This window comes from Cupriavidus sp. GW823-FHT07A04, from assembly GCF_058794615.1.
Window position 1 is genome coordinate 205,970 of record NZ_JBXAHA010000009.1, and the last position, 21,216, is coordinate 227,185.

20 protein-coding genes are annotated in these 21,216 nt (G+C 66.3%); 4 read left to right on the plus strand and 16 right to left on the minus strand.

What is annotated here, in order from left to right:
- Positions 1-11 precede the first annotated feature (11 nt).
- From AC1Q7Q_RS17490 to AC1Q7Q_RS17525, 8 genes are all read right to left on the minus strand, one after another.
- Entirely contained in the window at positions 12-1,733 is a 1,722-nt protein-coding gene (locus AC1Q7Q_RS17490) for a thiamine pyrophosphate-binding protein (protein WP_492375970.1), read from the minus strand.
- Entirely contained in the window at positions 1,726-2,529 is an 804-nt protein-coding gene (locus AC1Q7Q_RS17495; protein WP_492375969.1) for an SDR family oxidoreductase, read from the minus strand. Before AC1Q7Q_RS17495 ends, AC1Q7Q_RS17490 begins: the two co-directional genes overlap by 8 nt.
- A 5-nt stretch (positions 2,530-2,534) precedes the next feature.
- Positions 2,535-3,365, minus strand: coding sequence for an IclR family transcriptional regulator (locus tag AC1Q7Q_RS17500; RefSeq protein WP_174423390.1), 831 nt, complete (start codon positions 3,363-3,365; stop codon positions 2,535-2,537).
- Positions 3,366-3,433: 68 nt separating this feature from the next.
- Positions 3,434-3,970: a cupin domain-containing protein gene (locus tag AC1Q7Q_RS17505; RefSeq protein WP_006157660.1), complete on the minus strand. Its 537-nt coding sequence runs from the start codon at positions 3,968-3,970 to the stop codon at positions 3,434-3,436.
- Between the two features lie 16 nt (positions 3,971-3,986).
- Complete coding sequence (locus AC1Q7Q_RS17510; protein ID WP_492375968.1) at positions 3,987-4,757, minus strand: SDR family oxidoreductase; 771 nt, start codon at positions 4,755-4,757, stop codon at positions 3,987-3,989.
- Positions 4,750-5,805 (minus strand): Rieske 2Fe-2S domain-containing protein, encoded by a 1,056-nt coding sequence (locus AC1Q7Q_RS17515; RefSeq protein WP_492375967.1) that lies wholly within the window; start codon positions 5,803-5,805, stop codon positions 4,750-4,752. Before AC1Q7Q_RS17515 ends, AC1Q7Q_RS17510 begins: the two co-directional genes overlap by 8 nt.
- 111 nt (positions 5,806-5,916) lie before the next feature.
- Complete coding sequence (locus AC1Q7Q_RS17520; RefSeq protein WP_174423394.1) at positions 5,917-6,222, minus strand: recombinase-like helix-turn-helix domain-containing protein; 306 nt, start codon at positions 6,220-6,222, stop codon at positions 5,917-5,919.
- Positions 6,223-6,456: 234 nt separating this feature from the next.
- Complete coding sequence (locus tag AC1Q7Q_RS17525) at positions 6,457-7,344, minus strand: alpha/beta fold hydrolase (RefSeq protein WP_492375966.1); 888 nt, start codon at positions 7,342-7,344, stop codon at positions 6,457-6,459.
- A 488-nt stretch (positions 7,345-7,832) separates the two neighbouring features.
- Between AC1Q7Q_RS17525 and AC1Q7Q_RS17530 the strand changes: the two genes are divergently transcribed.
- Positions 7,833-8,930 (plus strand): porin, encoded by a 1,098-nt coding sequence (locus AC1Q7Q_RS17530; protein ID WP_492375965.1) that lies wholly within the window; start codon positions 7,833-7,835, stop codon positions 8,928-8,930.
- 89 nt (positions 8,931-9,019) lie between these two features.
- Positions 9,020-10,000: a Bug family tripartite tricarboxylate transporter substrate binding protein gene (locus AC1Q7Q_RS17535; RefSeq protein WP_492375964.1), complete on the plus strand. Its 981-nt coding sequence runs from the start codon at positions 9,020-9,022 to the stop codon at positions 9,998-10,000.
- A gap of 84 nt (positions 10,001-10,084) precedes the next feature.
- Here AC1Q7Q_RS17535 and AC1Q7Q_RS17540 read toward each other — a convergent pair whose 3' ends face one another.
- The 5 genes from AC1Q7Q_RS17540 to AC1Q7Q_RS17560 form a co-directional block, all read right to left on the minus strand.
- A complete protein-coding gene (locus AC1Q7Q_RS17540; protein ID WP_492387191.1) occupies positions 10,085-11,206 on the minus strand; it encodes an NADH:flavin oxidoreductase/NADH oxidase in 1,122 nt (373 codons plus the stop codon).
- Between the two features lie 92 nt (positions 11,207-11,298).
- Positions 11,299-12,534 carry a YbfB/YjiJ family MFS transporter gene (locus tag AC1Q7Q_RS17545; protein ID WP_492376113.1) on the minus strand — a complete coding sequence of 412 codons (1,236 nt, stop codon included), beginning with the start codon at positions 12,532-12,534 and terminating at the stop codon, positions 11,299-11,301.
- A gap of 49 nt (positions 12,535-12,583) precedes the next feature.
- Positions 12,584-13,198 (minus strand): TetR/AcrR family transcriptional regulator, encoded by a 615-nt coding sequence (locus tag AC1Q7Q_RS17550; protein WP_492376112.1) that lies wholly within the window; start codon positions 13,196-13,198, stop codon positions 12,584-12,586.
- Between the two features lie 252 nt (positions 13,199-13,450).
- Complete coding sequence (gene waaC / locus AC1Q7Q_RS17555) at positions 13,451-14,449, minus strand: lipopolysaccharide heptosyltransferase I (RefSeq protein WP_492376111.1); 999 nt, start codon at positions 14,447-14,449, stop codon at positions 13,451-13,453.
- Positions 14,450-14,705: 256 nt separating this feature from the next.
- Positions 14,706-15,311 (minus strand): cysteine hydrolase family protein, encoded by a 606-nt coding sequence (locus AC1Q7Q_RS17560; protein WP_492376116.1) that lies wholly within the window; start codon positions 15,309-15,311, stop codon positions 14,706-14,708.
- 139 nt (positions 15,312-15,450) lie between these two features.
- Here AC1Q7Q_RS17560 and AC1Q7Q_RS17565 point away from each other — a divergent pair, with 139 nt between their 5' ends.
- Together AC1Q7Q_RS17565 and AC1Q7Q_RS17570 are read left to right on the plus strand one after the other, a co-directional pair.
- Positions 15,451-16,323, plus strand: a complete 873-nt coding sequence (locus AC1Q7Q_RS17565; RefSeq protein ID WP_492376110.1) for a LysR family transcriptional regulator — start codon at positions 15,451-15,453, stop codon at positions 16,321-16,323.
- 128 nt (positions 16,324-16,451) lie between these two features.
- Positions 16,452-17,846: an APC family permease gene (locus AC1Q7Q_RS17570; protein WP_492376109.1), complete on the plus strand. Its 1,395-nt coding sequence runs from the start codon at positions 16,452-16,454 to the stop codon at positions 17,844-17,846.
- A gap of 16 nt (positions 17,847-17,862) precedes the next feature.
- On the opposite strand, the gene AC1Q7Q_RS17575 is transcribed toward AC1Q7Q_RS17570, so the two are convergent.
- From AC1Q7Q_RS17575 to AC1Q7Q_RS17585, 3 genes are all read right to left on the minus strand, one after another.
- A complete protein-coding gene (locus AC1Q7Q_RS17575) occupies positions 17,863-18,429 on the minus strand; it encodes a TetR/AcrR family transcriptional regulator (protein ID WP_492376108.1) in 567 nt (188 codons plus the stop codon).
- A 136-nt stretch (positions 18,430-18,565) separates the two neighbouring features.
- On the minus strand, positions 18,566-19,042 hold the full coding sequence (locus AC1Q7Q_RS17580; protein WP_492376107.1) for a copper resistance protein CopQ: 477 nt from the start codon (positions 19,040-19,042) through the stop codon (positions 18,566-18,568).
- Positions 19,043-19,378: 336 nt separating this feature from the next.
- A complete protein-coding gene (locus AC1Q7Q_RS17585) occupies positions 19,379-21,109 on the minus strand; it encodes an ABC transporter substrate-binding protein (protein WP_492376115.1) in 1,731 nt (576 codons plus the stop codon).
- Positions 21,110-21,216: the final 107 nt, after the last annotated feature.

Here is a 21,216-nt window from a genome sequence, read left to right on the forward strand (position 1 = left end):
TTGCGTCTCCCTCAGGCGGTCACAGTGCTGCGTTCGGCCGCGCGTGCGGTCTTCTCGGCGTCGGCATCCGCTTCCTTGTTGACCGGCGGGCCTGCGAACGCGGTCTTGAACGTACCGATGGACAGCATGTCGATTTCCAGCAGGAACGGGCCGGATTCGATGGTGGCTTCTTCCAGCGCGGCACCCACGTCGGCCAGGTTGCTGACGCGGCGATGGCGCAGGGCCAGCGATTGCGACAGTTGCGCATAGTCCGGTGTATGCAGGTCCACGTAGTGGCGCCGTCCGCCGTATTGCGCGTCCTGGATGTTCTTGATCACGCCATAGCCCTTGTCATTCATCAGCACGAAGACCACGTCGGCGCGCTCCTGCACGGCGGTAGCCAGTTCACCCAGGTTCAGGATGAAGCCGCCGTCGCCGGCCAGGCAGAATGTCTTCTTGCCGGAAGCCGTCACTGCCGCGCCCACGGCGGCGCCGATGCCCATCGCCAGGCCCTGGCCGATGCCGCCGCCCAGCGCATGCACGCCGGCACGGGAGTCAAAAATGCGCAGCTGGCGATTGCCCCAGGTGCTGTTGGAGACGGTCACGTCGCGCACCCAGTTGAAATTGCGGCCCACCGCGCCTTGCAGCGCTTCCACCAGCGCCGAGTACGGGCCCAGGCCGTCGATCAGGCCACTCATGGCGAACTCGTGCGCGCTGCGCAGGTCAGCGGCAAAGTTCGGGTCCACCTTGAGCTTGCCTTCCAGGCGATCGGCCAGGCCATCGAGTGCCAGCGCTGCATCGCCGCTGGCGAAGTAGTCGCTCTGGTAGCAGCGGCCTTCGGCGGATGCATCGGCATCCACACGGAACAGCGGGCGCGGCAGCTTCAGTTCGTACTTCAGCGTTTCATTGCCGCGCAGGCGCGAGCCCACCACCAGCATGGCGTCGCAGGTTTGATAGAACTGCTCCACCGGCTTGTGCAGGTTGAACGCGCCCAGCGAGCGGGGATCGTCCTCGGCCACGATGCCGCGGCCTTGCGTGCTGGTGACCACGCCAAAGCCCAGCGCCATCAGGCGCTTGACCTGCGCGCCAGCGTGGCGTGCGCCGCCACCCAGCCACAGCAGCGGGCGCTTTGCCTTGGACAGGCGCTCGGCCAGTTCGTCCAGCGCGTGGGCGGACGGCACATGGGTGGGCACCGCCAGCGGGCGCAGGTCGGTCGGCATCGGGATCAGCGCGGCCTGGATATCGATGGGGATTTCCACGCTGACGGGGCCGGTCGGCGCGGTCAGCGCGGTTTGCACGGCGAGCTTGATGGTGCTCAGCGCGGTATCGGCGCTGCGGATGCGGAACGCGGCCTTGGAGATGGCCTTCAGCATGGTCAGCTGGTCCGGCGCCTCGTGAATGTAGGCCAGGCTCTGGTCCAGGTACGGCGTTTCGATCTGTCCGGTCAGGTGCAGCAGCGGCGTGCCGGCGGTCAGTGCTTCGACCATGGCGCCGGCGGCGTTGCCCGCAGCGGTGCCGGTGCTGGTCAGGCACACGCCCAGTCCACCGGTGGTGCGGGCGCAGGCGTCGGCCATATTGGTGCCGCCGGCTTCGCCGCGCGCGGGCACGAAGCGGATCTTGCCGCGCTCGCCCATCGCATCGAGGATGGGCATGTTGTGGATCGAGATCACGCCGAACGCTGCCTTGACGCCGCATTGTTCGAGGAAGGCGGCGATGGCGTAGCCCACCGTGACTTGTTGCTGTTCGTTACGCATGACGGGAAAGTCCTCCGGAAATATCGATGTGGCTGCCCGTGGTGTACGAAGACAACGGCGAGGCAAGGAACAGGATCGCGCGTGCGGCTTCCTGCGGCAGGCCAAGACGGCCAAGTTGAATATGCTTTTGCTGCGCCAGGCGCGCGGTCCACGCGGCCCAGTCGAGGTCGCGCTCGGCATCCGGGCGCGCTTCGAAACGCCGGCGCCACTGGCCCGACTCGACCAGGCCGAGCAGGATGCCGTTGACGCGGATGCCCTTGGGGGCGAATTCGGTTGCCAGCGAGCGCACCAGGTTATGCACGCCGGCGCGCGCCGCGGACGTCGCCACCATATGCGGCTCGGGTTGCACGGCCAGCAGGGAGTTCACGCAGACGATGGCACCGCTGTCCGAGCGCTCCAGTTGCGCAAGGAACGCACGCGTGGCATGGATCACCGAGAAGAACTTGAGCTGCAACTCTTCGAGCCAAGCCGCGTCCTCGGTGCTCGAGAACGTGGAGACGCGGCCCTGCCCGGCGTTATTGACCAGCATGTCGGCGGGGCCGAGCGCGGTCTCGCTGGCGGCGGCAAAGGCGGCTACCTGCGCGGGGTCCAGCACATCACAGGCAGCCGCGTACAGGCGGGCATCGGGGAAGCGTGCGCGCAGATGGCGTTCCGCTTCGCGCAGCCGCGCTTCGTTGCGCCCGCACAGCGCCACGGCGGCGCGCGCTTCCAGCAGTTGTTCGACGGTGGCCAGGCCGATGCCCGAGGATCCACCCGTGACGACGGCAACCTTGCCGTCGAGTTCAATCATGGACATCGTCCTCACTCCCGATACAGGTTGACCACCTTGCCGTGCTCGCGCGGGCGGTAGTCCAGCAGGCGAGACAGCTCGCCCGCGGTGTCTCTGACTTTCTCTTCCATCATGTCCAGTTGCTCCGGATCGATGCGCGAGGCCGGGATGGTCACGCCCAGCGCCGCCACCACCTTGCAGGTACGATCCCGCACCGGTGCCGCGATGGTCGAGATGCTGGCCTCAAAGAATGCTTCCTGCAGCACCACGCCGCGCTCGCGGTCGCGCTGCACCATCTCGAACAGTGCTTCGACCGTACGCGGCGTGCTGGGCGTGAACACTTCCAGTTGCGGCTCCGGATAGAGCTGGCGCAACTCGGCCAGCGTCAGGTCTTCAAGCAGCACGCGTCCGAGCACGGTGGCGTGCGCCGGCAGGCGGGTCCCCACGGTGACGGAACTGCTGAATGGCGTGGGCGCCACGGACTTGGCCACATAGACAATCGAGCGGCCGTCGCGCACTACCAGGTTGCACGGGTAACGAATGTCGTCGCGCAGGCGATCCAGCAGCGGGCGCCCCAGCTCGGTGAGTTCCAGCGAAGCCAGGTATTCGAAACCCAGGCGCAGCACCGCCATGCCGAGGCGGTAGTCGCGGCCGCCGTCGGTGCGTTCGACAAAGCCCATCATCTCGAGCGTGGCCAGCAGCCGGAACACCGTGGAGCGGGGCACCTTGAGCCGGCGCGCCAGGTCGGCCGCCGACAAGGTGCGGTCGCGGCGGCTGAACTCGGCCAGCAGGCGCAGGCCGCGTTCCAGTCCGGGCACGATGTACTTGTCCTGGGTGTCTTCCGACAGGCGTTCTTGAGTCATGAGAGGTTCGTGTTTCACTGGGTCCGGCGCACGGCCGCGGTTGCTTTGGCGCGCCGGCTTATCGCTTTTCAGCGCTTGACCTTGGTGAGCGGATGCTCGGGCGGGTACGTCGGCGTGATCGGCTTCTTGGCGCCGAGCATCACGCACATCAGCGCGTCTTCCTCGCCGATGTTGATTTCCTCGCGGTACACACCGGGGGGCACCGAGACCAGGTCGCGGTCGGTCAGGATGGTTTCGAAACGCTCGCCGTCCTTCTCCAGGATCAGCTTGATCTTGCCGCGCATGACGAAGAACACTTCTTCCACGTCCGTGTGCAGGTGCGACGGGCCTTCGTGGCCGGCCGGGATGATCATGGTCGAGAAGGTGAAATTCTCGGACGGCACGGTATTGGTATCGGTAGCCACGCCGGTGCCGCCGGTGCCGAGATAACGCATCTGCGCACGGCGGTACTTGGGATCGTAGTCAGCCTGGAACTTCAGCGCGTCCCAGTCGTAGCGGCGGGTGGAGAAGCGCGCGACGCGGCTCTCCATCCACTGGTCGAAGGAAGCGCCGGACGGCTGCTCCCAGGAACGCTTGATGTTGTCTTGTTGGGAAAGATCGCTCATTTGGATTCCTTCTAGCTCAGTGCATGACGAAGCCGCCGTTGACGGCCAGCGTCTGGCCCGTCACGAAGCGGGACAGGTCGGACAGGGCGAACAGCACGGCCCCGGAGACATCCTCGGGTAGCTGCTCGCGGGAAATCGCGCGTTGCTCGCGATAGAGGTCGCGCCGCTTCTGGGGCACGTATTCGGTTGCCTCCACCAGGGTCAGCCCCGGTGCGATGGCATTGACGGTGATCTGGTCGTCGCCCAGCTCGCGCGCCAGCGAGCGGGTCATGCCGATGATGGCGCTCTTGCTGGCCACGTAGGCCAGCAGGTTGGGCGCGCCCCACAACGGCGTGTCGGACGCCAGGTTGATGATGGCGCCGCGGCCCGAGGCGCGCAGCGCCGGCAGGCAGGCGGTGGTCATCAGCCAGGTGCCGCGCACGTTGATATTCATCACGCGGTCCCAGGTGGCGATGTCGATGGCGCTGGCGTCGCGGCCACCGGAATCGGTCACCGCGGCGTTGTTGACGAGGCCGTCCAGGCCGCCCAGCCCGGCCGCCGCCGCGCTGGCGCAGGCCGTCACCGATTCGGGGTTGCCCAGGTCGAGCACAAACGGCAGCGCCTTCAGCCCGCGGGCCTGCAGCGCAGCCGCTTCCTCGTGCAGGCGGTCCGCGAGGATGTCCGCCATGGCGACTGCGCCGCCAGCTTCGGCAATCGCGGTGGCAAACGCCAGGCCAAGCCCGCGCGCGGCGCCGGTCACCAGCACGCGCCGGCCAGCCAGCAGGTTGTGGCGATCGATCTCAGGCATGGCTTGCCACCCCGCCAACCGGCTTCAACATGGCAACGGGCTCGTCGGCGACTTCCTGGTCGGCACGGCGGCGCAGCAGGCGGCGCACGCGGGTGATGCCGACATCGTGCTGGTACAGCGTTTCATGCTCGCGCGCGTTCGGCGCCATCATTTCCAGCACCACGCGGTCTTGCTCCAGCACGTCCCAGTGCAGGCCCTCCAGGCGGTTGCGGTACAGGAAGCGCCAGACATCGCGCTCCCAACCCTGCACGTGACGGGTGCGCCAGAAGAACACCATGCAGTGCTCCTCATCCACCGGCGTAGCGATGCCAACGATGCCGAAGGGACCGCCAGGGCCCACCTTGGCGCGATACGGGATGGCCAGGCGCAACCACATCGTGCCGGTTTCGCCGAACTCCACCCAGTCGAAGTTCACGCCGCGCTGGCCGGTCTTCTCGAACACCAGGCCGGTGTCGGTCTCGCGCACGGCCATCACAGCCTGCTTTTCGCCGCTGGCCATCGAGTGCGACACAGCGTGCAGGTAAGCGCCATGCATCGGGTCCATGACGTTGTCGATGGCGTAGCGGTAGTTGCAGTCCCAGTGCGCCACGCACAGGAAATTGGTGTGCTCGTCGCTTTCCAGTTCTTCCGGCAGGCGCAGCGCATCGGCTTGCCCGGGAGCACGTTCACCGAACCACAGGAAGATGGCACCGGCTTTTTCCTGCACGGGGTAGCTGCGCACGCAGGTCTTGCCTTCGAGCGGGCAGCTGTCCACGGCCGGCACGCTCTTGACCTGGCCATCGCCACCCACTTCCACGCCGTGGTACCAGCAGGCCACGCGGTCACCAAGGTTCCAGCCCATCGACAGGCGCGCGCCGCGGTGCGGGCAGCGATCTTCCAGCGCGTGCACCTGGCCATCGCCATCGCGCCACAGCACGATGTTCTGGCCCAGGCGCGTAATGCCGATCGGTGCATGCGTGACCGCCCATGCGGCCGATACCGGATACCAATAGTTGTGCAGGCCGGTGTTCAGGCGCGCCTCAGCACGCGCTTGCTTGTTCGATTCCATTGTTTGCTCTCTTGCGGGTACCGGATCGGATCGCTCTTTCGAGGGGCGCCTGATTGCACTGCCCTTCGTGACGCAATCGCTTTGATGTTCTTGAACTGCGTGGCGCCTCGCTCAGGCGCCCAGGCGGTGCATTTCGGCGAGGAAACGCGCTTCGGTCCAGGCCTGGCCATCCGCGCCCAGCAATCCCGCCTGGTTGAACGAACGCACGATGTCTTCCGGGCTTTTCGCACCAGCTTCGAAGGCGGCCTCCAGCGCATCGCCCAGCGCGTCTTCGTAGGCGGTGGGCATGGCGGCGCGGGTCTGCCACACGATGTTGGCCACCTTGCCGGGCTGCTCGATGTGGCCCTTGCCAGCGACATTGTTCGGAGCCGGACGCTCCCAGGGCGCCAGATTCGGGTTGTATGCGAGGTTTTCCATTGCGCTACTCCTTTCCCTTATTGCCAACCGGCTAACCGAGCGTTTTGTTTCACCTATAAAACGCTGATTTAAATATTGAACACAGACACCACTATAGACAACGAAACTTCAAAAATTGACTGGGGTTTACCCTTTTGATTTACCAATGCCACGAGAACGTGGCATCGGCATCGGCGCGGCGGCCTGAGGCGGGTGGGTACGAAGAAACAGGACGAGGAACAGAAAGTGGGAAGGCTAAGCCGCGGCAAGCCCGTGGCGAATCCAGCGCGCGACCCGGCTGGCCTGCTCCACGTAGCAGGCATGCCCTGCCTCCGGGATCAGCTCGAATGGCAAGGCAAAGCGCTCCGCCAGCGCCGCGCACCCGGGCGGCGGCGTCACGACATCCAGCGCGCCGCAGCCGACCCGCACCTTAACGCCCTGCCCCCGGCGCCCGAGGTAGTCGTCAATGGCATCGCCGCACAGCATCGCCACCGCCTGCCGGTAACCGTCCGGATCCAGCCGACGCATATTCCAGCGCACCCAGGCTTGCACATCGGCGCTGGCCGCGGCGCTCAACAGGCGGCTGGGGCCCCGCTCGGCCAGGCCTTCCACGCCCACGGCCGCAAGCGCTTCGAGCCGCTGGCGCGCCACGTCCCTTGCCTTGTCCTCCTTGCCGGGGCCGCCGTATCCCTGCGCAGGGCTCAACAGCAGCAACTGCGCGGGCAGCAGCGCCGGGCTAGCCTCGGCCACATAGGCGGCCGCCATCAGCGCGCCGAGCGAGTGCCCCACGATCACATCAGGCCGTACGTCCAGGGCGCGCATCAGGTCCTGCAGGCGCAGCGCGTAGTCGGCAGCCTTGGGCGCTGCGATGGGCAGGGCCGGCGAATTGCCATAGCCGGGCGCGTCCCACGCAATCACGCGCGCGTGCGCCGCCAGCAGGCTTGCGCACGACAGCCAGGAGGCCGCGCCGGAACTGATGCCATGCAGCAGCACCACCACAGGCCCGTGGCTGCCGCCGCACCGGTAAGCGAGCGGCGCGCCGTCGCGGCCGGCGGCTATGCGCCGCTCGCTGAAGCCGCTATCGAGTGCGCGGAGCAACGCTTCAGCCGGCTGGGGTGCCTGCACCAGATTATTTTGTTCCATATATGAAACCATAGTTTTCTAATAAAACTTAAGAAATATAGACCGCCTGAATCTGGAAATTGATCCGGGTTAACCCCCTGCAAAAAAATTTCGTCAGGCCCGGCTCTCCGCCGACGTTGGAGCGCCCGCAAATCCCCTTTCTGGCGCAACGGCCTTGCATACCAATACGGGTGCGGCTCCCCGGCCTGGTGGCTGCGCGCCGCCCTCCTCGCTGTTGCGCAGCATGGTGCGCAACAGCGCCGTTCTGGTGCAGGCCACTCGTCGCTTCTCCGCATCACTAGGGATTACCCACCCATGTGTTTCCCGAAATGACCAGCTATATTTTGCTCGTTGTTTCTTATGTAATCCGATGTTTTACCTATAAAACAAAAGAAATGGGAAAGTGCTCCTGGCAGCAGGCACAAACCCAGCTCGAAGATGGCCTGACGAAGCGCTGCAACGCCAACCGATCGACACGGCGGAAAAGGAAAAGGAAGAGGAAACGAACGATGAAACTTGGACGGATTGCACTGGCTGCCCTTGCAGCCGCAGTACCCATGCTGGCCTCGGCCCAATCGACGGTGACGCTGTATGGCGTCGTCGATACCGGTATCGAGTATGTGAACAATGTTGGCGCGGCGAAGGACAACGTGGCCCGCGTGAACACGCTGACGGGCACGGTGCCATCGCGCTGGGGCATCCGCGGCACGGAGGATCTCGGCGGCGGGCTCAAGAGCCTGTTTGTGCTCGAATCCGGATTCGCCCCCGATTCCGGCACCTCCAACCAGGGCGCGCGCCTGTTCGGCCGGCAGGCATTGGTGGGACTTTCCGGCCCCTGGGGCCAGGTCGCCCTGGGCCGCCAGTACACCATGCTGTTCTGGGCCACGCTGGACCCGGACATCCTCGGCCCCAACGTGTACGGCTCGGGCTCGCTCGACAGCTATCTGCCGAACGCGCGCGCCGATAACGCCGTTTCCTACAAGGGCACGTTTGGCGGCTTCACGGTGGGTGCCACCTATAGCTTTGGCCGCGATACGGTGAACGCGGGCCCGAGCCCGGCCGGCACCAACTGCGCGGGCGAGAATGCGGCCGACAGCAAGCAATGCCGCGAATGGTCGGCCCTGCTCCAGTACGACAACAAGTGGTGGGGCGTGGCCGCGGCCTATGACTCGCTGCGTGGCGGGCCTGGCGCGTTTGGCGGCCTGACCAAGAGCAACCTGACGGACGACCGGCTCTCGCTCAACGGCTACGTGCTGCTGTCCAAGACCAAGATGGGCCTGGGCGTGATCCGCCGCGACAATGACGGCAGCCCCACGCCGCGCAGCGACCTCTGGTATGCGGGCCTGGCGTATGACATCACGCCGGCGTTCACGCTGGCCGGCCAGGTCTACTACCTCAAGTACCACAACAGCGACAACAAGGCGATGCTGTACGCGCTGCGTGGTACCTACGCCTTCTCCAAGCGCACCTCCGTGTACGCCACGGCTGGCTTCATCGACAACGGCGGCCAGCTCGCCCTGTCGGTCAGCGGTGCCCAGACGGGTTCCAACCCGAAGCCCGGCGGCAACCAGCTGGGCACGATGATCGGCATCAAGCACACGTTCTAAGCGCCGGCGCGTCGCTGCGCGGCACTGGCTGGCATGCGGCGCGCAACGCGCTGCATGCCAGCACGAAGTCAATCTAGAGGCGTTTCCCCATGAAGCTCGCAACTCGCATTCTGTTTGCTGCCATCGCGGCCACGACGGCCATGATGGCAGGCGGCGCCGGAGCGCAGGCCTACCCCACCAAACCCATCACGCTGGTCGTTGCCTACCCGGCCGGCGGCGACACCGACGTACTGGCCCGCCTGCTCGCAGAGAAACTCTCGGCGCGCCTGCGCCAGTCGGTGGTGGTCGAGAACCGCACCGGCGCGGCCGGCACCATCGGCAGTTCGTACGTCGCCAAATCCGCCGCCGATGGCTACACCTTGCTGGTCGCGCCCAACACCGTTGCCATCGCGCCGCTGGTGCTCAAGAACGGCACGGGCGCCAGCTACGACGTGCGCGGCGATTTCACGCCGGTGGCCCAGCTTGGCGTGCAGTCGCTATTCGTGGTGGTCAACAAAGGCACCGGCATCACCAAGCTGCCCGAGCTGGTCGCGCGCGCCAAGGCGGGTACGGTGCAGACCTACGCCACGCCTGGCAACGGATCGCCCATGCACATCCTTGGCGAGCTGTTCAACAAGGCCGCGGGCGTGAACATCTCACAGGTGCCGTATCGCGGCACCGCGCCGGCGGTGGTCGACGTGCTCGGCGGGCAAGTGCCGATGACGTACTCCACGCTGGGCGCGGTGGCGCAATACATAGGGACGGGCGCCATCGTGCCGCTGGCCGTCGCGGACATGAAACGCTCGCCGTTCGCGCCGAATGTGCCGACGCTCGCGGAGCTGGGCTACAAGGATGTGGAGGTGGGCGCGTGGCAAGCGCTGCTGGCACCCAAGGGACTGCCGCCGGAGTTGGTGAAAATGCTGAATGCGCACGTCAACGACATCCTGAAAATGCCTGACGTGGTGGCACGCATGGCAACCATCGCCATCACGCCCGTTGGCGGCGAGCCCGCAACGCTAAGCAAACTGATCGCGTCGGACTCGACACGCTACGCCAAGATCGTCAAGGAGTTCGGCATCCAGGCCGATTGATGGATCGACTGGCTGAGCCTGTGCAAGGCGACGGCGTCCGGCTTCCCCCGCGGAATCCGGACGCCGTTTGCTTTCCGGCGCAGCCTAGCGCTGCCCGAAACTGGCATCAATGAACAGGTCCTTGTACTCGCGCGGCTGCGAGCGCCAGTATTGCTTTGGCGCATGCACCTGCGCGCCAAGCTTGGCCGCCGCATGCCACGCCCAGCGCGGATCGTAGAGCATGGCGCGCGCCAGCGACACCGCATCGGCTTCGCCATTGGCAATGATGGCTTCCGCTTGCTCGGGCTCGGTGATGAGCCCCACCGCGATGGTCGGCAAGCCCACCTCCGCCTTGACCCGCTGCGCGTAAGGCACCTGGTAGCCCGGCCCCAGCTTGATCGCCTGCGCCGGCGAAACGCCGCCGGTAGTCACATGGATGGCCGCGCAGCCACGTGCCTTGAGCGCGTTCGACAGCGCGATCGTGCCTTCGATATCCCACCCGCCCGGCACCCAGTCGGTGGCCGAGATGCGAGCCCAGACTGGCTTGTCCGCGGGAAAAGCCGCGCGCACGGCGTCGAACACCTCGATCGGGAACCGCATGCGGTTCTCCAGGCTGCCGCCGTATTCGTCATCACGCTTGTTCGCCAGCGGCGACAGGAACTGATGCAGCAGGTAGCCATGCGCCATGTGGAGCTCGATGCCATCGAGCCCAAGGCGGGCCGCGCGCCTGGCCGCGGCAACGAAATCGTCCCGCACCTTGTCCATGCCCGCGCGGTCGAGCGCCAACGGCGCATCCTCGCCCTCGGCGTGCGGCACGGCGGATGGCGCCAGTGTCTTCCAGCCTGACGGCTGGTCCGGCCGGATCTGGCTACCGCCTTCCCAGGGTGCGTGGCTCGATGCCTTGCGCCCGGCATGCGCCAGCTGTATCGCCAGCGCGATCGGCGAATGCGCCCTGACGGCCTTGATCACCTTGCCGAGCGCCGCCTCGTTTGCATCCGAGTACAGGCCGAGATCCCCCGGCGTAATGCGCCCCTCCGGCGACACGGCCGAGGCCTCGATGATCAGCATCGCGGCGCCCGACAGCGCGAGCTGGCCAAGGTGGATCATGTGCCAGTCGGCGGCCGAGCCTTCCTCGGCCGAGTACTGGCACATGGGCGCGATCACGATGCGGTTTTCCAGCCGTAGATTGCCAATCGAAAAGGGTTGGAACAACTGACTTTCACTCATGGGAGAGACTCCTTGCTGTCTGTAGCGCCGGCTTGCGGCAGGCATGGCATCTCATTCTAGAACGCCTGGTTTTTTTGCGTCGTCGCGCCATTTCAGTGCGCAGCCACCGCAAGCGGCGCGCGCCGCGTGACGAGATCGGCGACCAGCGCCAGGCCCAATGCCGCGGTGCCGCACAGGAAGATCAGCGCGTAATTGTTGTGGGACAGCGTGAACAGGTACGAGTAGCCGTAGCCGCCAAGCGCCTGGAACAGCGCGAAAGCGGTGGTGGCACGGCTCCACGCGGCGCGCTGCTCGGCGTGGCCATGCGGCACCATCTCGTGGATGCGTCCAAGCACGAGCGGCACGATGCCGGGCGTGAACAGGCCCAGGACCACGGTGGCGACGCCGACCAGCACCGGGCTACCCGACAACGCGAGCGTACCCACGGCGATCGCCTGCAACAGCAACGCGAGCCGATAGGCAGGGCCAAAGCCGATGCGGTCGGCCACGTTGCCGCACACCAGGGGGCCGGCGATGGCAGCAACACCATACAAGACCCAGTAGCCTGCGCCAATCTCCGCGCCTCGGCCGAGCCCGCGCGCCACGTAGTCGACCAGCAGCACCATGGCCGGCACAAGGCCCAGCGCGTTCGCGGCGTACTGGCCGTACAGCACGCGCATGGCGGTGCTCGCACGCCGAGCCGGCCTTGCGTTCACGCTGGACGCCGCTACCACCGGTGCCGCCGGTGTGGCGCCCGGCCAACCGAACCAGCTCACGGCGGTGAGGATAGCCGCGAACACGCCCAGGCCGATCCACGTGTCCTTCAAACCCAGGCGCAGCAACTCCGGAATGATGGTGCCCGAGGCGGCGATGCCCAGCCCGAGCCCCAGGAAGATCATGCCGCTGGCAAAGCCGCGCCGCGCGGCCGGGATATGCGGCAGGATCGTGGTGGCGACCAGCACCATGATGGCGCCGCCGGACACGCCGGAAGCAAAGCGCCAGACAAAGAACCAGCTCACCGACAACGGATACGCGCAGGCAAAGAACGCGGCGGTGGCAATCACCATCAGCAGACGCAGCGCATTACGGTTCGACAGCGCCGTGGCAAGCGGACGGCCCAGCAGCGCGCCGGCCAGGTAGCCCGCGAAGTTCGCCGCGCCCAGCGTCACCGCCTGCGACGACGTGAACCACTGCGCCTGGATCAGCGGCGGAATCAGCGGCGTGTAGGCGAAGCGCGCCAGGCCGATGGCCACCAGGCTGGCGCACAACCCGGCCAGTGTGGCGAACAACGCGCGGGCATCGAGTGTCGATGCCATGGGACCGGGGATGGTGGCTGTGTGCTCGGACATGATGCATTCCTACGGATACGGTGTGTGCGTTTGTTGCGCTCATGCGAGCTCATGCCGTGCGCGGTCCGGCGGGCAGCGGCGGCAGGCCCAGCAGGCTAAGCGCTGGGGCAACAGCCCCCGTCAGCAATGCCCGTTCGGGCCTGACCCGGGCCAGCACGCGCACGCCGAGCAGCACCGCCAGCAGATGCGCAGCCGCATCCGCCGCCGGCATGGCCGCGGGAATCTCGCCGCTCGCCTGCCCCGCTACCATGCAGCGCTGAAAAAAATCCTGGATCTGGGCGAGTTCGTCGGCGATGCCTTTCCGGCAGGCTTCGTCGCCGGGCGTGGACTCCACCGCGGCATTGACCAGCATGCAGCCGCGGTGCTGCACGTCCGCGACCGAGCGCTCGACGATCTCGCCAAAGAACGCCGCAATGGCATGCGCTGGCGATTGCGAAGATTCCAGCCGGCCGATGCGCTCGCGCAGGGTACGGTCTAGGTAGTGCTCCAGCGCCCGCAGGAACAACCCGCGCTTGTCGCCGAAGGCGTTGTACAGGCTGGGCTGCGTCAAGCCCGTGCACTTCACGAGATCGCGTGTGGAGGTGGCCTCGAAGCCATTCGCCCAGAATGCGTCTCCCGCTGCCTCCAGCACCTGCTGCTCATCGAATTCGCGTGGTCGCGCCATGGTGGCTCCGGCTTGCCTGACTTGGGTCGGTCGGGGTGGATAGTTTCTGTATCACACGATATAGAACGCATTATATATCGGTCGATATAGAACACAAGGCAAAAATGCGGGCAAGCGTGGGCAACGCAGACGGCCGCCCGGATGGACGGCCTGCATTCCGTGATGAACAAGGGAAGCGGCGCGGGCGCCGGGCACTGCCGGTACCGCGCAAGTGGACAGGACGCCCCGCCGTTGCGGCGGGGCGGGCGGCGATCAGCCCTGGCTGGCGGCCACCAGTTGCGGCCTGGACTGGCCGGCCGTGACCTGGCCGATCGCGGCGAGCACGTCCGCAATCTCCGGCACCACGCCACGCGCGCCAACGGAGACGGACTGCCCGGGCGTGTTAATGCCGAAGTGCTGGCTGTCGGTTACCGTGAACAGCATCACCGACGGCTTGCCCAGCGCATCCGCCAGATGCACGAAACCGGTATCGGTGCCAACCACGAGCGCGGCGGCATCCACCCGTTGCGCGCATTCGGTAATGGTCATGCGCGGCAGGACCTCGGCACCGGGGATCTCCGCTGCCAGGGCTTCGGATTGCTCGCGCTCCGCGGGCGAGCCCCAGGGCAGCTGGATCCTGTAGCCGCGCTCGGTGAGCGTCCTGCCGACCGAGATCCAGCGCTGCGCAGGCCATTTCTTGGCCTCGACGGAAGTCGCGTGGAACAGCATCGCGCGCGGCACGCCATCGGCATTGAGCGGCGCCGCGGGCGCGGGCACGCGCAGCGCGTAATGCTCAACGGGATCCAGTGGATAGCCAAGCGCGTTGGCCACCACCATGCGCATCTTGTGGCGCGCGGTAGCGTCGCCATGCGGCCCGAAGATCTGCGTGTAGGCAAACACGGCGCGCGCCTCGCCAAGGTACTCGGCGGCGTAGCCCAGGCGCCGGCTGGAGCGCGCCAGCCAGGCCACGATGGCGCTCTTGTACACGCCGTGCACATCCACCACCACATCGTACTTCTCGCGGCGCAGGGCCCACAGCGCGCCGATGATGGCACGCAGGTCGGCCCAGCTGCGGGATTTCTTGAAGCCGCGCAGCGGCGGCGCGATCACGCGATCCACGCCCACGGCCCAGCGCGGAATATCGGCGCACGACGCATCGGCCACCCAGTCGATCTTGGCCTCGGGATAGGCGCGCCGCAGGTCGGACACCAACGGCAGCGTGTGCACCATATCGCCCAGAGAGGTGATCTTGATGAGGAGAATGCGTTTCATGGAAATGGAGAATCGGGTTGCGGACGGATCTCGCTGGCTGGCAGCGAGGCCGTAGTATGCACCAGCCCCATGGGCGGCGCACCAATTTGCAAGCCCTGCGACGGCCCCGCATGGGATTCGCGCGGCACCCGGCGCCAGCCAGCGGTACACCGCATTTTCCTTTGACTTTCCTTAACATGGGTACCAGCGTGGGACATACGGTCGGCAGAGGATCCACCACGCATCAGGTGGCCCTCTGCGCCCCGTTCCCGCCAACTCAGGCCCAGGCGCCGGGGCCAGCCACCACGGTGGCAAAGCGGTCATGCAGCGCCGCCAGCGAGTGACGGTGGATTTCCGCTGCCGAGAGCGGCGCCCCGCCCAGCGGGTCAGGCAGGTCGCGCGTGGCGCAGGCCGATGCCACCACGGTGCTGCGATAGCCATGATCGAGCGCTGAGCGCACCGTGGCGCTGATGCACATATGCGTCTGGAAGCCCGCCACGATCAGCTCCTTGCGCCCTAGCTTGTCCAGCATGGCGGCCAGCGTGGTGCCGGCAAAGCTGTTGGGCAGGCCCTTGACCACGGTGTGCTCGCCGCCAAGCGGCTCCAGCCCTTGGATAATGGCCGCATACGGGCCCTCGGGATCGAAGGCGCCGCCGCTGCCGGCCCGCCCGTGATGCACCACGTGCACCACCGGGCTGCCATGCTGGCGCGCCAGCGCCAGGAGCTCGCCGCAGGCCGCGATGGCAGCGGGCATGCCCACCAGCGGGAGCTTGCCGTCGACATACTCGCGCTGGTGGTCGATCAGCACCAGCGTGGCAGCTTCCCACGCCGAAGGAAGGCGGCTGGCGCCGGCGAGGTCGAGCAGGGTAAAGGGTGTGGTCATCATGGCTCCTAGTGCTTGTGCGTCAGGTGTTGGAAACGGCGTGGAAATACACGGGCAGGCGCCACCAGGGTGACTACCATGCAAGCGATGATAAGCCGCGCTATGCTGTTCGCCAATTCTCAACTGGCTCACATCCATTGTGCAAAAACGTTCACTCCACTGGGATGACCTGCTCACCCTGTCCACGCTGATCCGCACCGGCAACTACTCGGCCTGCGCCCGCGAGCTTGAAGTCACGCACGCGACAACGATCCGCCGCATCCGGCGGCTGGAGACGGCGCTCGGCAAGCCCGTGGCAACACGCACCGATGGCGCGTTCGCGCTCTCTGCGGCCGGCCGCTCGGCGCTGGCCGCGGCGCAGCAGATGGAGAGTTCGGCGCAGCGCTTGCTGCGCCAAGTGGAGGACGCCGGCAGCGGCGTCTCCGGCGTGGTCAGCATCGCCTGCACCGCCGCGCTCGGCAGCCACTTCCTGACACCACGCATGTTCGGGCTCTATCGCGCGCACCCGCAACTCGAGGTCAGGCTGGAAACGGACAATCGCATCGCCAGCCTGGCACGGCGCCGCGCCCACATCGCGGTAAGGCTGGCGCGGCCGCAGCAAAGCGATGCCATCGCGCAGCGCGCAGGCAGCATGGGCTTTGGCCTGTATGCGCCGCTACGGCCCGCCAACGCCGGCCCGTGGCGCGAGCAGGATCTCGACGGCGCGCCATTGTGCGGCTTGCTGGACGAAGGCCTGGCGTTGCCGGAATCCGAATGGACGCGCACGCTGGCGGCACGCACGGGGTTCCAGTCGAACAACCTGCTGGCAGTGCGCGAGGCCATTCGCAACGGCTTGGGCATCGGCCTGCTGCCGCACTATCTGGCGCGGGACGATGCCCGGCTCGCGCTGGTGCGCGAGGTGCCGGAGGTCGTACGGGAAATCTGGCTGGCATATCCGCAGGAGTTTCGCGGCGCTTCCCGGTTCCGGCCCGTGATCGACTGGCTGGCCGGGGAACTGCGGCAATGCCCGTGAGCCTCGGAAGCGGTTGAAAAGGCGGAGGCAGGCAGTATAGTTGCCTGAAGCATGCCCGCCCCCACGGGCTCGCGCACGGTGCTGTCGGCAGGCCACCACCGGCCACCGATGGCACGGGGAGCTTCGCCATGGATCGGAATTCACCGGCAACGCTGGACGCAGGCGCACTCGGGCTGGGCGAATCCGTCGTCATGGGCGTGGCGGGCACGGCGCCCGCCTTCAGCCTGGCGGCCACCACCGCCACCCTGGTCGCGACGGTGGGGAGCCTGGCGCCGGCCAGCCTGCTGTATTGCGGCCTGATCATGTTCGGCGTGACGCTGTCTTACCAGCAACTGAACCGGCTGCAGCCCAGCGCGGGCGCCTGCTACACCTGGGTCTGCGAGATCTTCCATCCGGTGCTCGGTTTTTTCGCGGGCTGGACGCTGTTGGTGGCGTCGGCGGTATTCATGGTATCCGGCACCATTCCGGCTGCCACCGCCACCCTGCTCCTGTTCGATCCGGCGCTGGCGGAGCGCCCGCCCGTGGTGACCCTGGTCGCCGCAGGCTGGCTGCTGGCGGTAAGCGTGGTCGTAGTCAAGGGAGTCAAGCTGACCAGCTACACCCAGGTGGCAATGACGCTGGTCGAGGTCGGGGTGCTGGCCGCGATCGTGCTCGCCGCCCTGCTGCGTGCGCCGCTGCCGCTTGCCCACCCGCCCTCGCTGGCCATGCTGTCACCATTTGGCTTTAACCCGCAGCTGTTTGCCAATGGGGCGCTGGTGGCGTTGTTCTTTTTCTGGGGCTGGGACGTGACGGCGAACCTGACCGAGGAAACGCGCGATCCGGCGCATGCGCCCGGGCGCGGCGCATTGATGGCGATGGTCATCGTGCTGGCACTGTTCATGGCCTTCGTCATCGCCAGCCAGGCCGTGCTGAGCGACCAGGAGATCCGCCGAGCCGGCACCAACGTGGTGTTTGCGCTCGCCGCGCGGCTGCTCCCGCGCCCGTGGGACTACCTGGCCGTGCTGGCCGTCATGCTCAGCACCGTGGGCACGCTGGAGACCTCGATCCTGCAGTTCACCCGCACGCTCTACGCCAAAGGCCGCGATGGCCTGCTGCACCCGCGCTATGCCGAGCTGCACCGCACCTGGCGCACGCCGTGGGTGGCCACCGCGGTGATTGCCTCGTTCGGCTTGCTGCTGCTGGCGCTGTCCGCCTGCTTCAACAGCGTGGGCCAGATCATCCAGGACTCGGTCAATGCCATCGGCTTCCAGGTGGCGTTCTATTACGGGCTAGCCGGCTTCGCCTGTGCCTGGCACTGCCGGCGCGGTGCCGCCCGCGCACCCGCCAGGCTGTTGCTGCTAGTGCTTTGGCCCGCTTGCAGCGCGGCGTTCCTGTGGTTCATCGGGCTGTACAGCATCCCCAGCTTCGACCTGGCCACGCGTTTGGTGGCCCTGGGCGGCATCGCGGTTGGCGCGGTGCCGCTCTGGCTCAACCGGCGCCGGCGGCTTGCCGCACGCGGAGCGCTCGGGGCCCCTGGCCCGTGACACGCCCCGGGGCCGCCTAGGCGGATACCGATGCTGTCAACAGGTCTGCCGCCGCCTCGATACGCTGTGGCGCGCCGAACAGCCGCGCAACCACCAGTCCGCTTTGCAGCGCGCCGAACACGGCTTGCGCCAGCGCCTGCGGCGGGATCGGCAAAGCCTTGTGCTGCACGGCCTGCGCGGTTTCCAGCAGGCGCGTGAGCCAGGTCTCGTGCAGGCGGTAGAAATCCTTGAGGATGCGATGCACCGCTTCCGGCAGGAACACGGCATCCGTGGACAGCATGCCCACCAGGCAGATGGCGTCGCCACCCGCGGTAGCCAGCCAGGGTGCGAGGTAAGCGCGAGCCTGCTCGTCCACCGGCAGGCTGGTGTCGATGTCGCGCACGCGCTGCGAATTGCGGGCGCTGTACTCCGTTACCGCCGCCTGCACCAGATCCTCTTTGGAGGGGAAGTGGTAATGGATGCTGGAGGTCTTGACCCCTACCCGCTCGGCAAGGTCCCGGTAACTGAATCCATTGAACCCCCGCTGCCGCACCAGCACCAGGGTGTGCTCCAGCAGTTGATCGCGTACGGACGGAGTCGTCATGGCATGCATCCACCTTTCGGCGGACCCTCGAGGCGCCGGCAATGGCAAAGAGCCGGTGTTACCGGCTCTTTGCATGTATCACCGCATTCATTGGATGACCGATGGATTCACAGCGTGCTCAGGCGTCGCGCGTAGCTCAAGCGTTGGCGCCTTCCGTGAACACATCGAACTTGCCGGTACGGGCACCGTCGGTATAGGCGTCCACGCTGCGAGCCGGGCTGGCCGACACGCCACTACGATCCAGGCCGGCGACGATACGTGCGCCATCGGTGTACGGGTCGAACTTGCCGGCACGCGCGCCGTCGGTGAACTGGTCAACGGCCCGCGACGGCGAAGCCGAGACGCCGGTGCGATCCAGGCCGGCCACGATGCGGGCACCGTCCGTGTACGGGTCAGCCTTGCCAACGCGTGCGCCTTCGGTGAACGGGTCGAACTTGCCGCTGCGCGCGCCGTCGGTGAAGGCGTCGGGCGTGGTGGTGCGGAACACGTAGCCGTACTTGTCACCCGAGAACGTGCTGTCCTTCGGGCCTGAAGCCTGGGCAGTGCCGGCAACGAAAGCAGCAGCAAGGGCGGCGGCGGTGATCAGGGTCTTGGCGAAGAGGTTCGAGGTCATGATGTTCTCCATTTGCATTTGAGGACCCGCGCTTGGGCGGAATCGAATCGGTACGCTTTGGAACCCTTCGCTTCCTTCGCCTGTTATCTACTAGTAGATAGATGAGCTGGCCAAAAAAAACGGGAATTCCCCGGGTGATGCGCTGGATCCTCTTTCCTGCTGCAGCTTTTCTTGCTGGGGCGGAGCAGCGGCTTCCATGTGCTGAATATTATCTACTGGTAGATAGATAGTCAAGGGGTTTTTCAGGAGATCGCTTTTGTCGATAACGCATCACAAACTCCGGAAGAAAAAACGGTGGCACAAGGCCACCGTCCGCTACGCCATCGGGGATGGCGCTTACCGCACCTTCCCTTCCTTCCATGCCTGCAACAACTTGTCATAGGCGATGGTCTCGCCCTTCGGCTTCTCGTTGGCCAGCTTCTTCCAGGGCGCGTGGTCGTCGGACAGCCACTTGGCGGGATCGCTCTTGGCGTTGAGCTTGGGCGCGCAGTTCGTCATGCCGGCGCGTTGCAGCCGCCCCATCACCTGGTCCATTTCCTCGGCCAGGTTGTCCATCGCGGCCTGCGGCGTCTTCTCGCCGGTCACAGCGGTCGCCACGTTCTTCCACCACAGCTGGGCCAGCTTGGGGTAGTCGGGCACGTTGGTGCCGGTGGGCGTCCACGCCACCCGCGCCGGGCTGCGATAGAACTCGATCAGGCCGCCATACTGCGCGGCATTCTTGGTGAGGTACTCGTGATGGATGTCGCTGTCGCGGATAAAGGTCAGGCCGGTGAGCGACTTCTTCAGCGATACCGTCTTGGACGTCACGAACTGCGCGTAGAGCCAGGCCGCCGCGAGGCGGTTGGGATCGGTGTTCTTGAAGAAGGTCCAGGAGCCCACGTCCTGGTAGCCGTTCTGCATGCCCTGCTTCCAGTACGGGCCATAGGGCGACGGCGCCATGCGCCATTTCGGCGTGCCGTCCGCATTGACCACCGGCAGCCCCTTCTTGGTCATGTCGGCGGTGAAGGCCGTGTACCAGAAGATCTGCTGCGCCACCTGCCCTTGCGCCGGCACCGGGCCGGCTTCGGAGAAGGTCATGCCCATGGCTTGCGGCGGCGCGTACTTCTTCATCCAGTCGATGTACTTGGTGAGCGCATAGACCGCGGCCGGGCTGTTGGTGGCACCGCCGCGCGAGACCGATGCACCTTCCGGCGTGCATTTGTCAGCGCCGACACGGATGCCCCATTCGTCCACCGGCATGCCGTTGGGCAGGCCCTTGTCAGCCGACCCGGCCATCGAGAGCCAGGCGTCGGTAAAGCGCCAGCCGAGCGACGGATCCTTCTTGCCGTAGTCCATATGGCCGTAAACCTTCTTGCCGTCGAGTTCCTTGACGTCGTTGGAGAAGAAGCTGGCGATGTCCTCGTAGGCCGACCAGTTGGTGGGCACGCCCAGGTCATAGCCGTACTTGGCCTTGAACTTGTCCTGCAGGTCCTTGCGCGCGAACCAGTCGGCGCGGAACCAGTACAGGTTGGCGAACTGCTGGTCGGGCAGCTGGTAGAGCTTGCCATCCGGCGCGGTCGTGAACTTGGTACCGATGAAATCCTTCACGTCCAGCCCGGGATTGGTCCACTCCTTGCCGGCGCCGGCCATGTAGTCGGTCAGCGGCAGGATGGCGCCGTAGCGATAGTGCGTGCCGATCAGGTCGGAGTCGGAAATCCAGCCGTCATAGATCGACTTGCCGGACTGCATCGAGGTCTGCAGCTTCTCCACCACATCGCCTTCCTGGATGATGTCGTGCTTGACCTGGATGCCGGTGATTTCCTCGAAGGCCTTGGCCAGCGTCTTGGATTCGTACTCGTGGGTCGTGATGGTCTCCGAGACCACGCTGATCTGCGTCACGCCTTTCGCCTTGAGCTTGGCGGCAGCGTCCATGAACCACTTCATTTCAGCGAGCTGCTTGTCCTTGGCGAGCGACGACGGCTGGAACTCGCTGTCGATCCACTTCTTGGCCTCGGCCTCGCCTGCCCAAGCGGCGTGGCCGCAAGCGAGCGCCGCTGCGCAGGCCAGCGCCGTCATGCCCAATTTCACGTGCACCTTCATTGACGTCTCCTCGAGAATCCCCCTCCCTGCTCTTTGTCTGGGTCGCGGTCCGGGGAAGGTGCAGGCCGCTATGCCCATTGACGAAAAATCCGTCG

What these genes read in the sequence shown, in the direction of transcription:
- AC1Q7Q_RS17535 (WP_492375964.1), top strand. Translation starts at nt 9,020, where the DNA reads ATGAAGCTCGCAACTCGCATTCTGTTTGCTGCCATCGCGGCCACGACG.
- AC1Q7Q_RS17490 (WP_492375970.1), bottom strand. Translation starts at nt 1,733, where the DNA reads ATGCGTAACGAACAGCAACAAGTCACGGTGGGCTACGCCATCGCCGCC.
- AC1Q7Q_RS17495 (WP_492375969.1), bottom strand. Translation starts at nt 2,529, where the DNA reads ATGTCCATGATTGAACTCGACGGCAAGGTTGCCGTCGTCACGGGTGGA.
- AC1Q7Q_RS17550 (WP_492376112.1), bottom strand. Translation starts at nt 13,198, where the DNA reads ATGGCGCGACCACGCGAATTCGATGAGCAGCAGGTGCTGGAGGCAGCG.
- AC1Q7Q_RS17525 (WP_492375966.1), bottom strand. Translation starts at nt 7,344, where the DNA reads ATGGAACAAAATAATCTGGTGCAGGCACCCCAGCCGGCTGAAGCGTTG.
- AC1Q7Q_RS17560 (WP_492376116.1), bottom strand. Translation starts at nt 15,311, where the DNA reads ATGACCACACCCTTTACCCTGCTCGACCTCGCCGGCGCCAGCCGCCTT.
- AC1Q7Q_RS17575 (WP_492376108.1), bottom strand. Translation starts at nt 18,429, where the DNA reads ATGACGACTCCGTCCGTACGCGATCAACTGCTGGAGCACACCCTGGTG.
- AC1Q7Q_RS17540 (WP_492387191.1), bottom strand. Translation starts at nt 11,206, where the DNA reads ATGAGTGAAAGTCAGTTGTTCCAACCCTTTTCGATTGGCAATCTACGG.
- AC1Q7Q_RS17500 (WP_174423390.1), bottom strand. Translation starts at nt 3,365, where the DNA reads ATGACTCAAGAACGCCTGTCGGAAGACACCCAGGACAAGTACATCGTG.
- AC1Q7Q_RS17545 (WP_492376113.1), bottom strand. Translation starts at nt 12,534, where the DNA reads ATGTCCGAGCACACAGCCACCATCCCCGGTCCCATGGCATCGACACTC.
- waaC (WP_492376111.1), bottom strand. Translation starts at nt 14,449, where the DNA reads ATGAAACGCATTCTCCTCATCAAGATCACCTCTCTGGGCGATATGGTG.
- AC1Q7Q_RS17505 (WP_006157660.1), bottom strand. Translation starts at nt 3,970, where the DNA reads ATGAGCGATCTTTCCCAACAAGACAACATCAAGCGTTCCTGGGAGCAG.
- AC1Q7Q_RS17515 (WP_492375967.1), bottom strand. Translation starts at nt 5,805, where the DNA reads ATGGAATCGAACAAGCAAGCGCGTGCTGAGGCGCGCCTGAACACCGGC.
- AC1Q7Q_RS17520 (WP_174423394.1), bottom strand. Translation starts at nt 6,222, where the DNA reads ATGGAAAACCTCGCATACAACCCGAATCTGGCGCCCTGGGAGCGTCCG.
- AC1Q7Q_RS17580 (WP_492376107.1), bottom strand. Translation starts at nt 19,042, where the DNA reads ATGACCTCGAACCTCTTCGCCAAGACCCTGATCACCGCCGCCGCCCTT.
- AC1Q7Q_RS17570 (WP_492376109.1), top strand. Translation starts at nt 16,452, where the DNA reads ATGGATCGGAATTCACCGGCAACGCTGGACGCAGGCGCACTCGGGCTG.
- AC1Q7Q_RS17510 (WP_492375968.1), bottom strand. Translation starts at nt 4,757, where the DNA reads ATGCCTGAGATCGATCGCCACAACCTGCTGGCTGGCCGGCGCGTGCTG.
- AC1Q7Q_RS17530 (WP_492375965.1), top strand. Translation starts at nt 7,833, where the DNA reads ATGAAACTTGGACGGATTGCACTGGCTGCCCTTGCAGCCGCAGTACCC.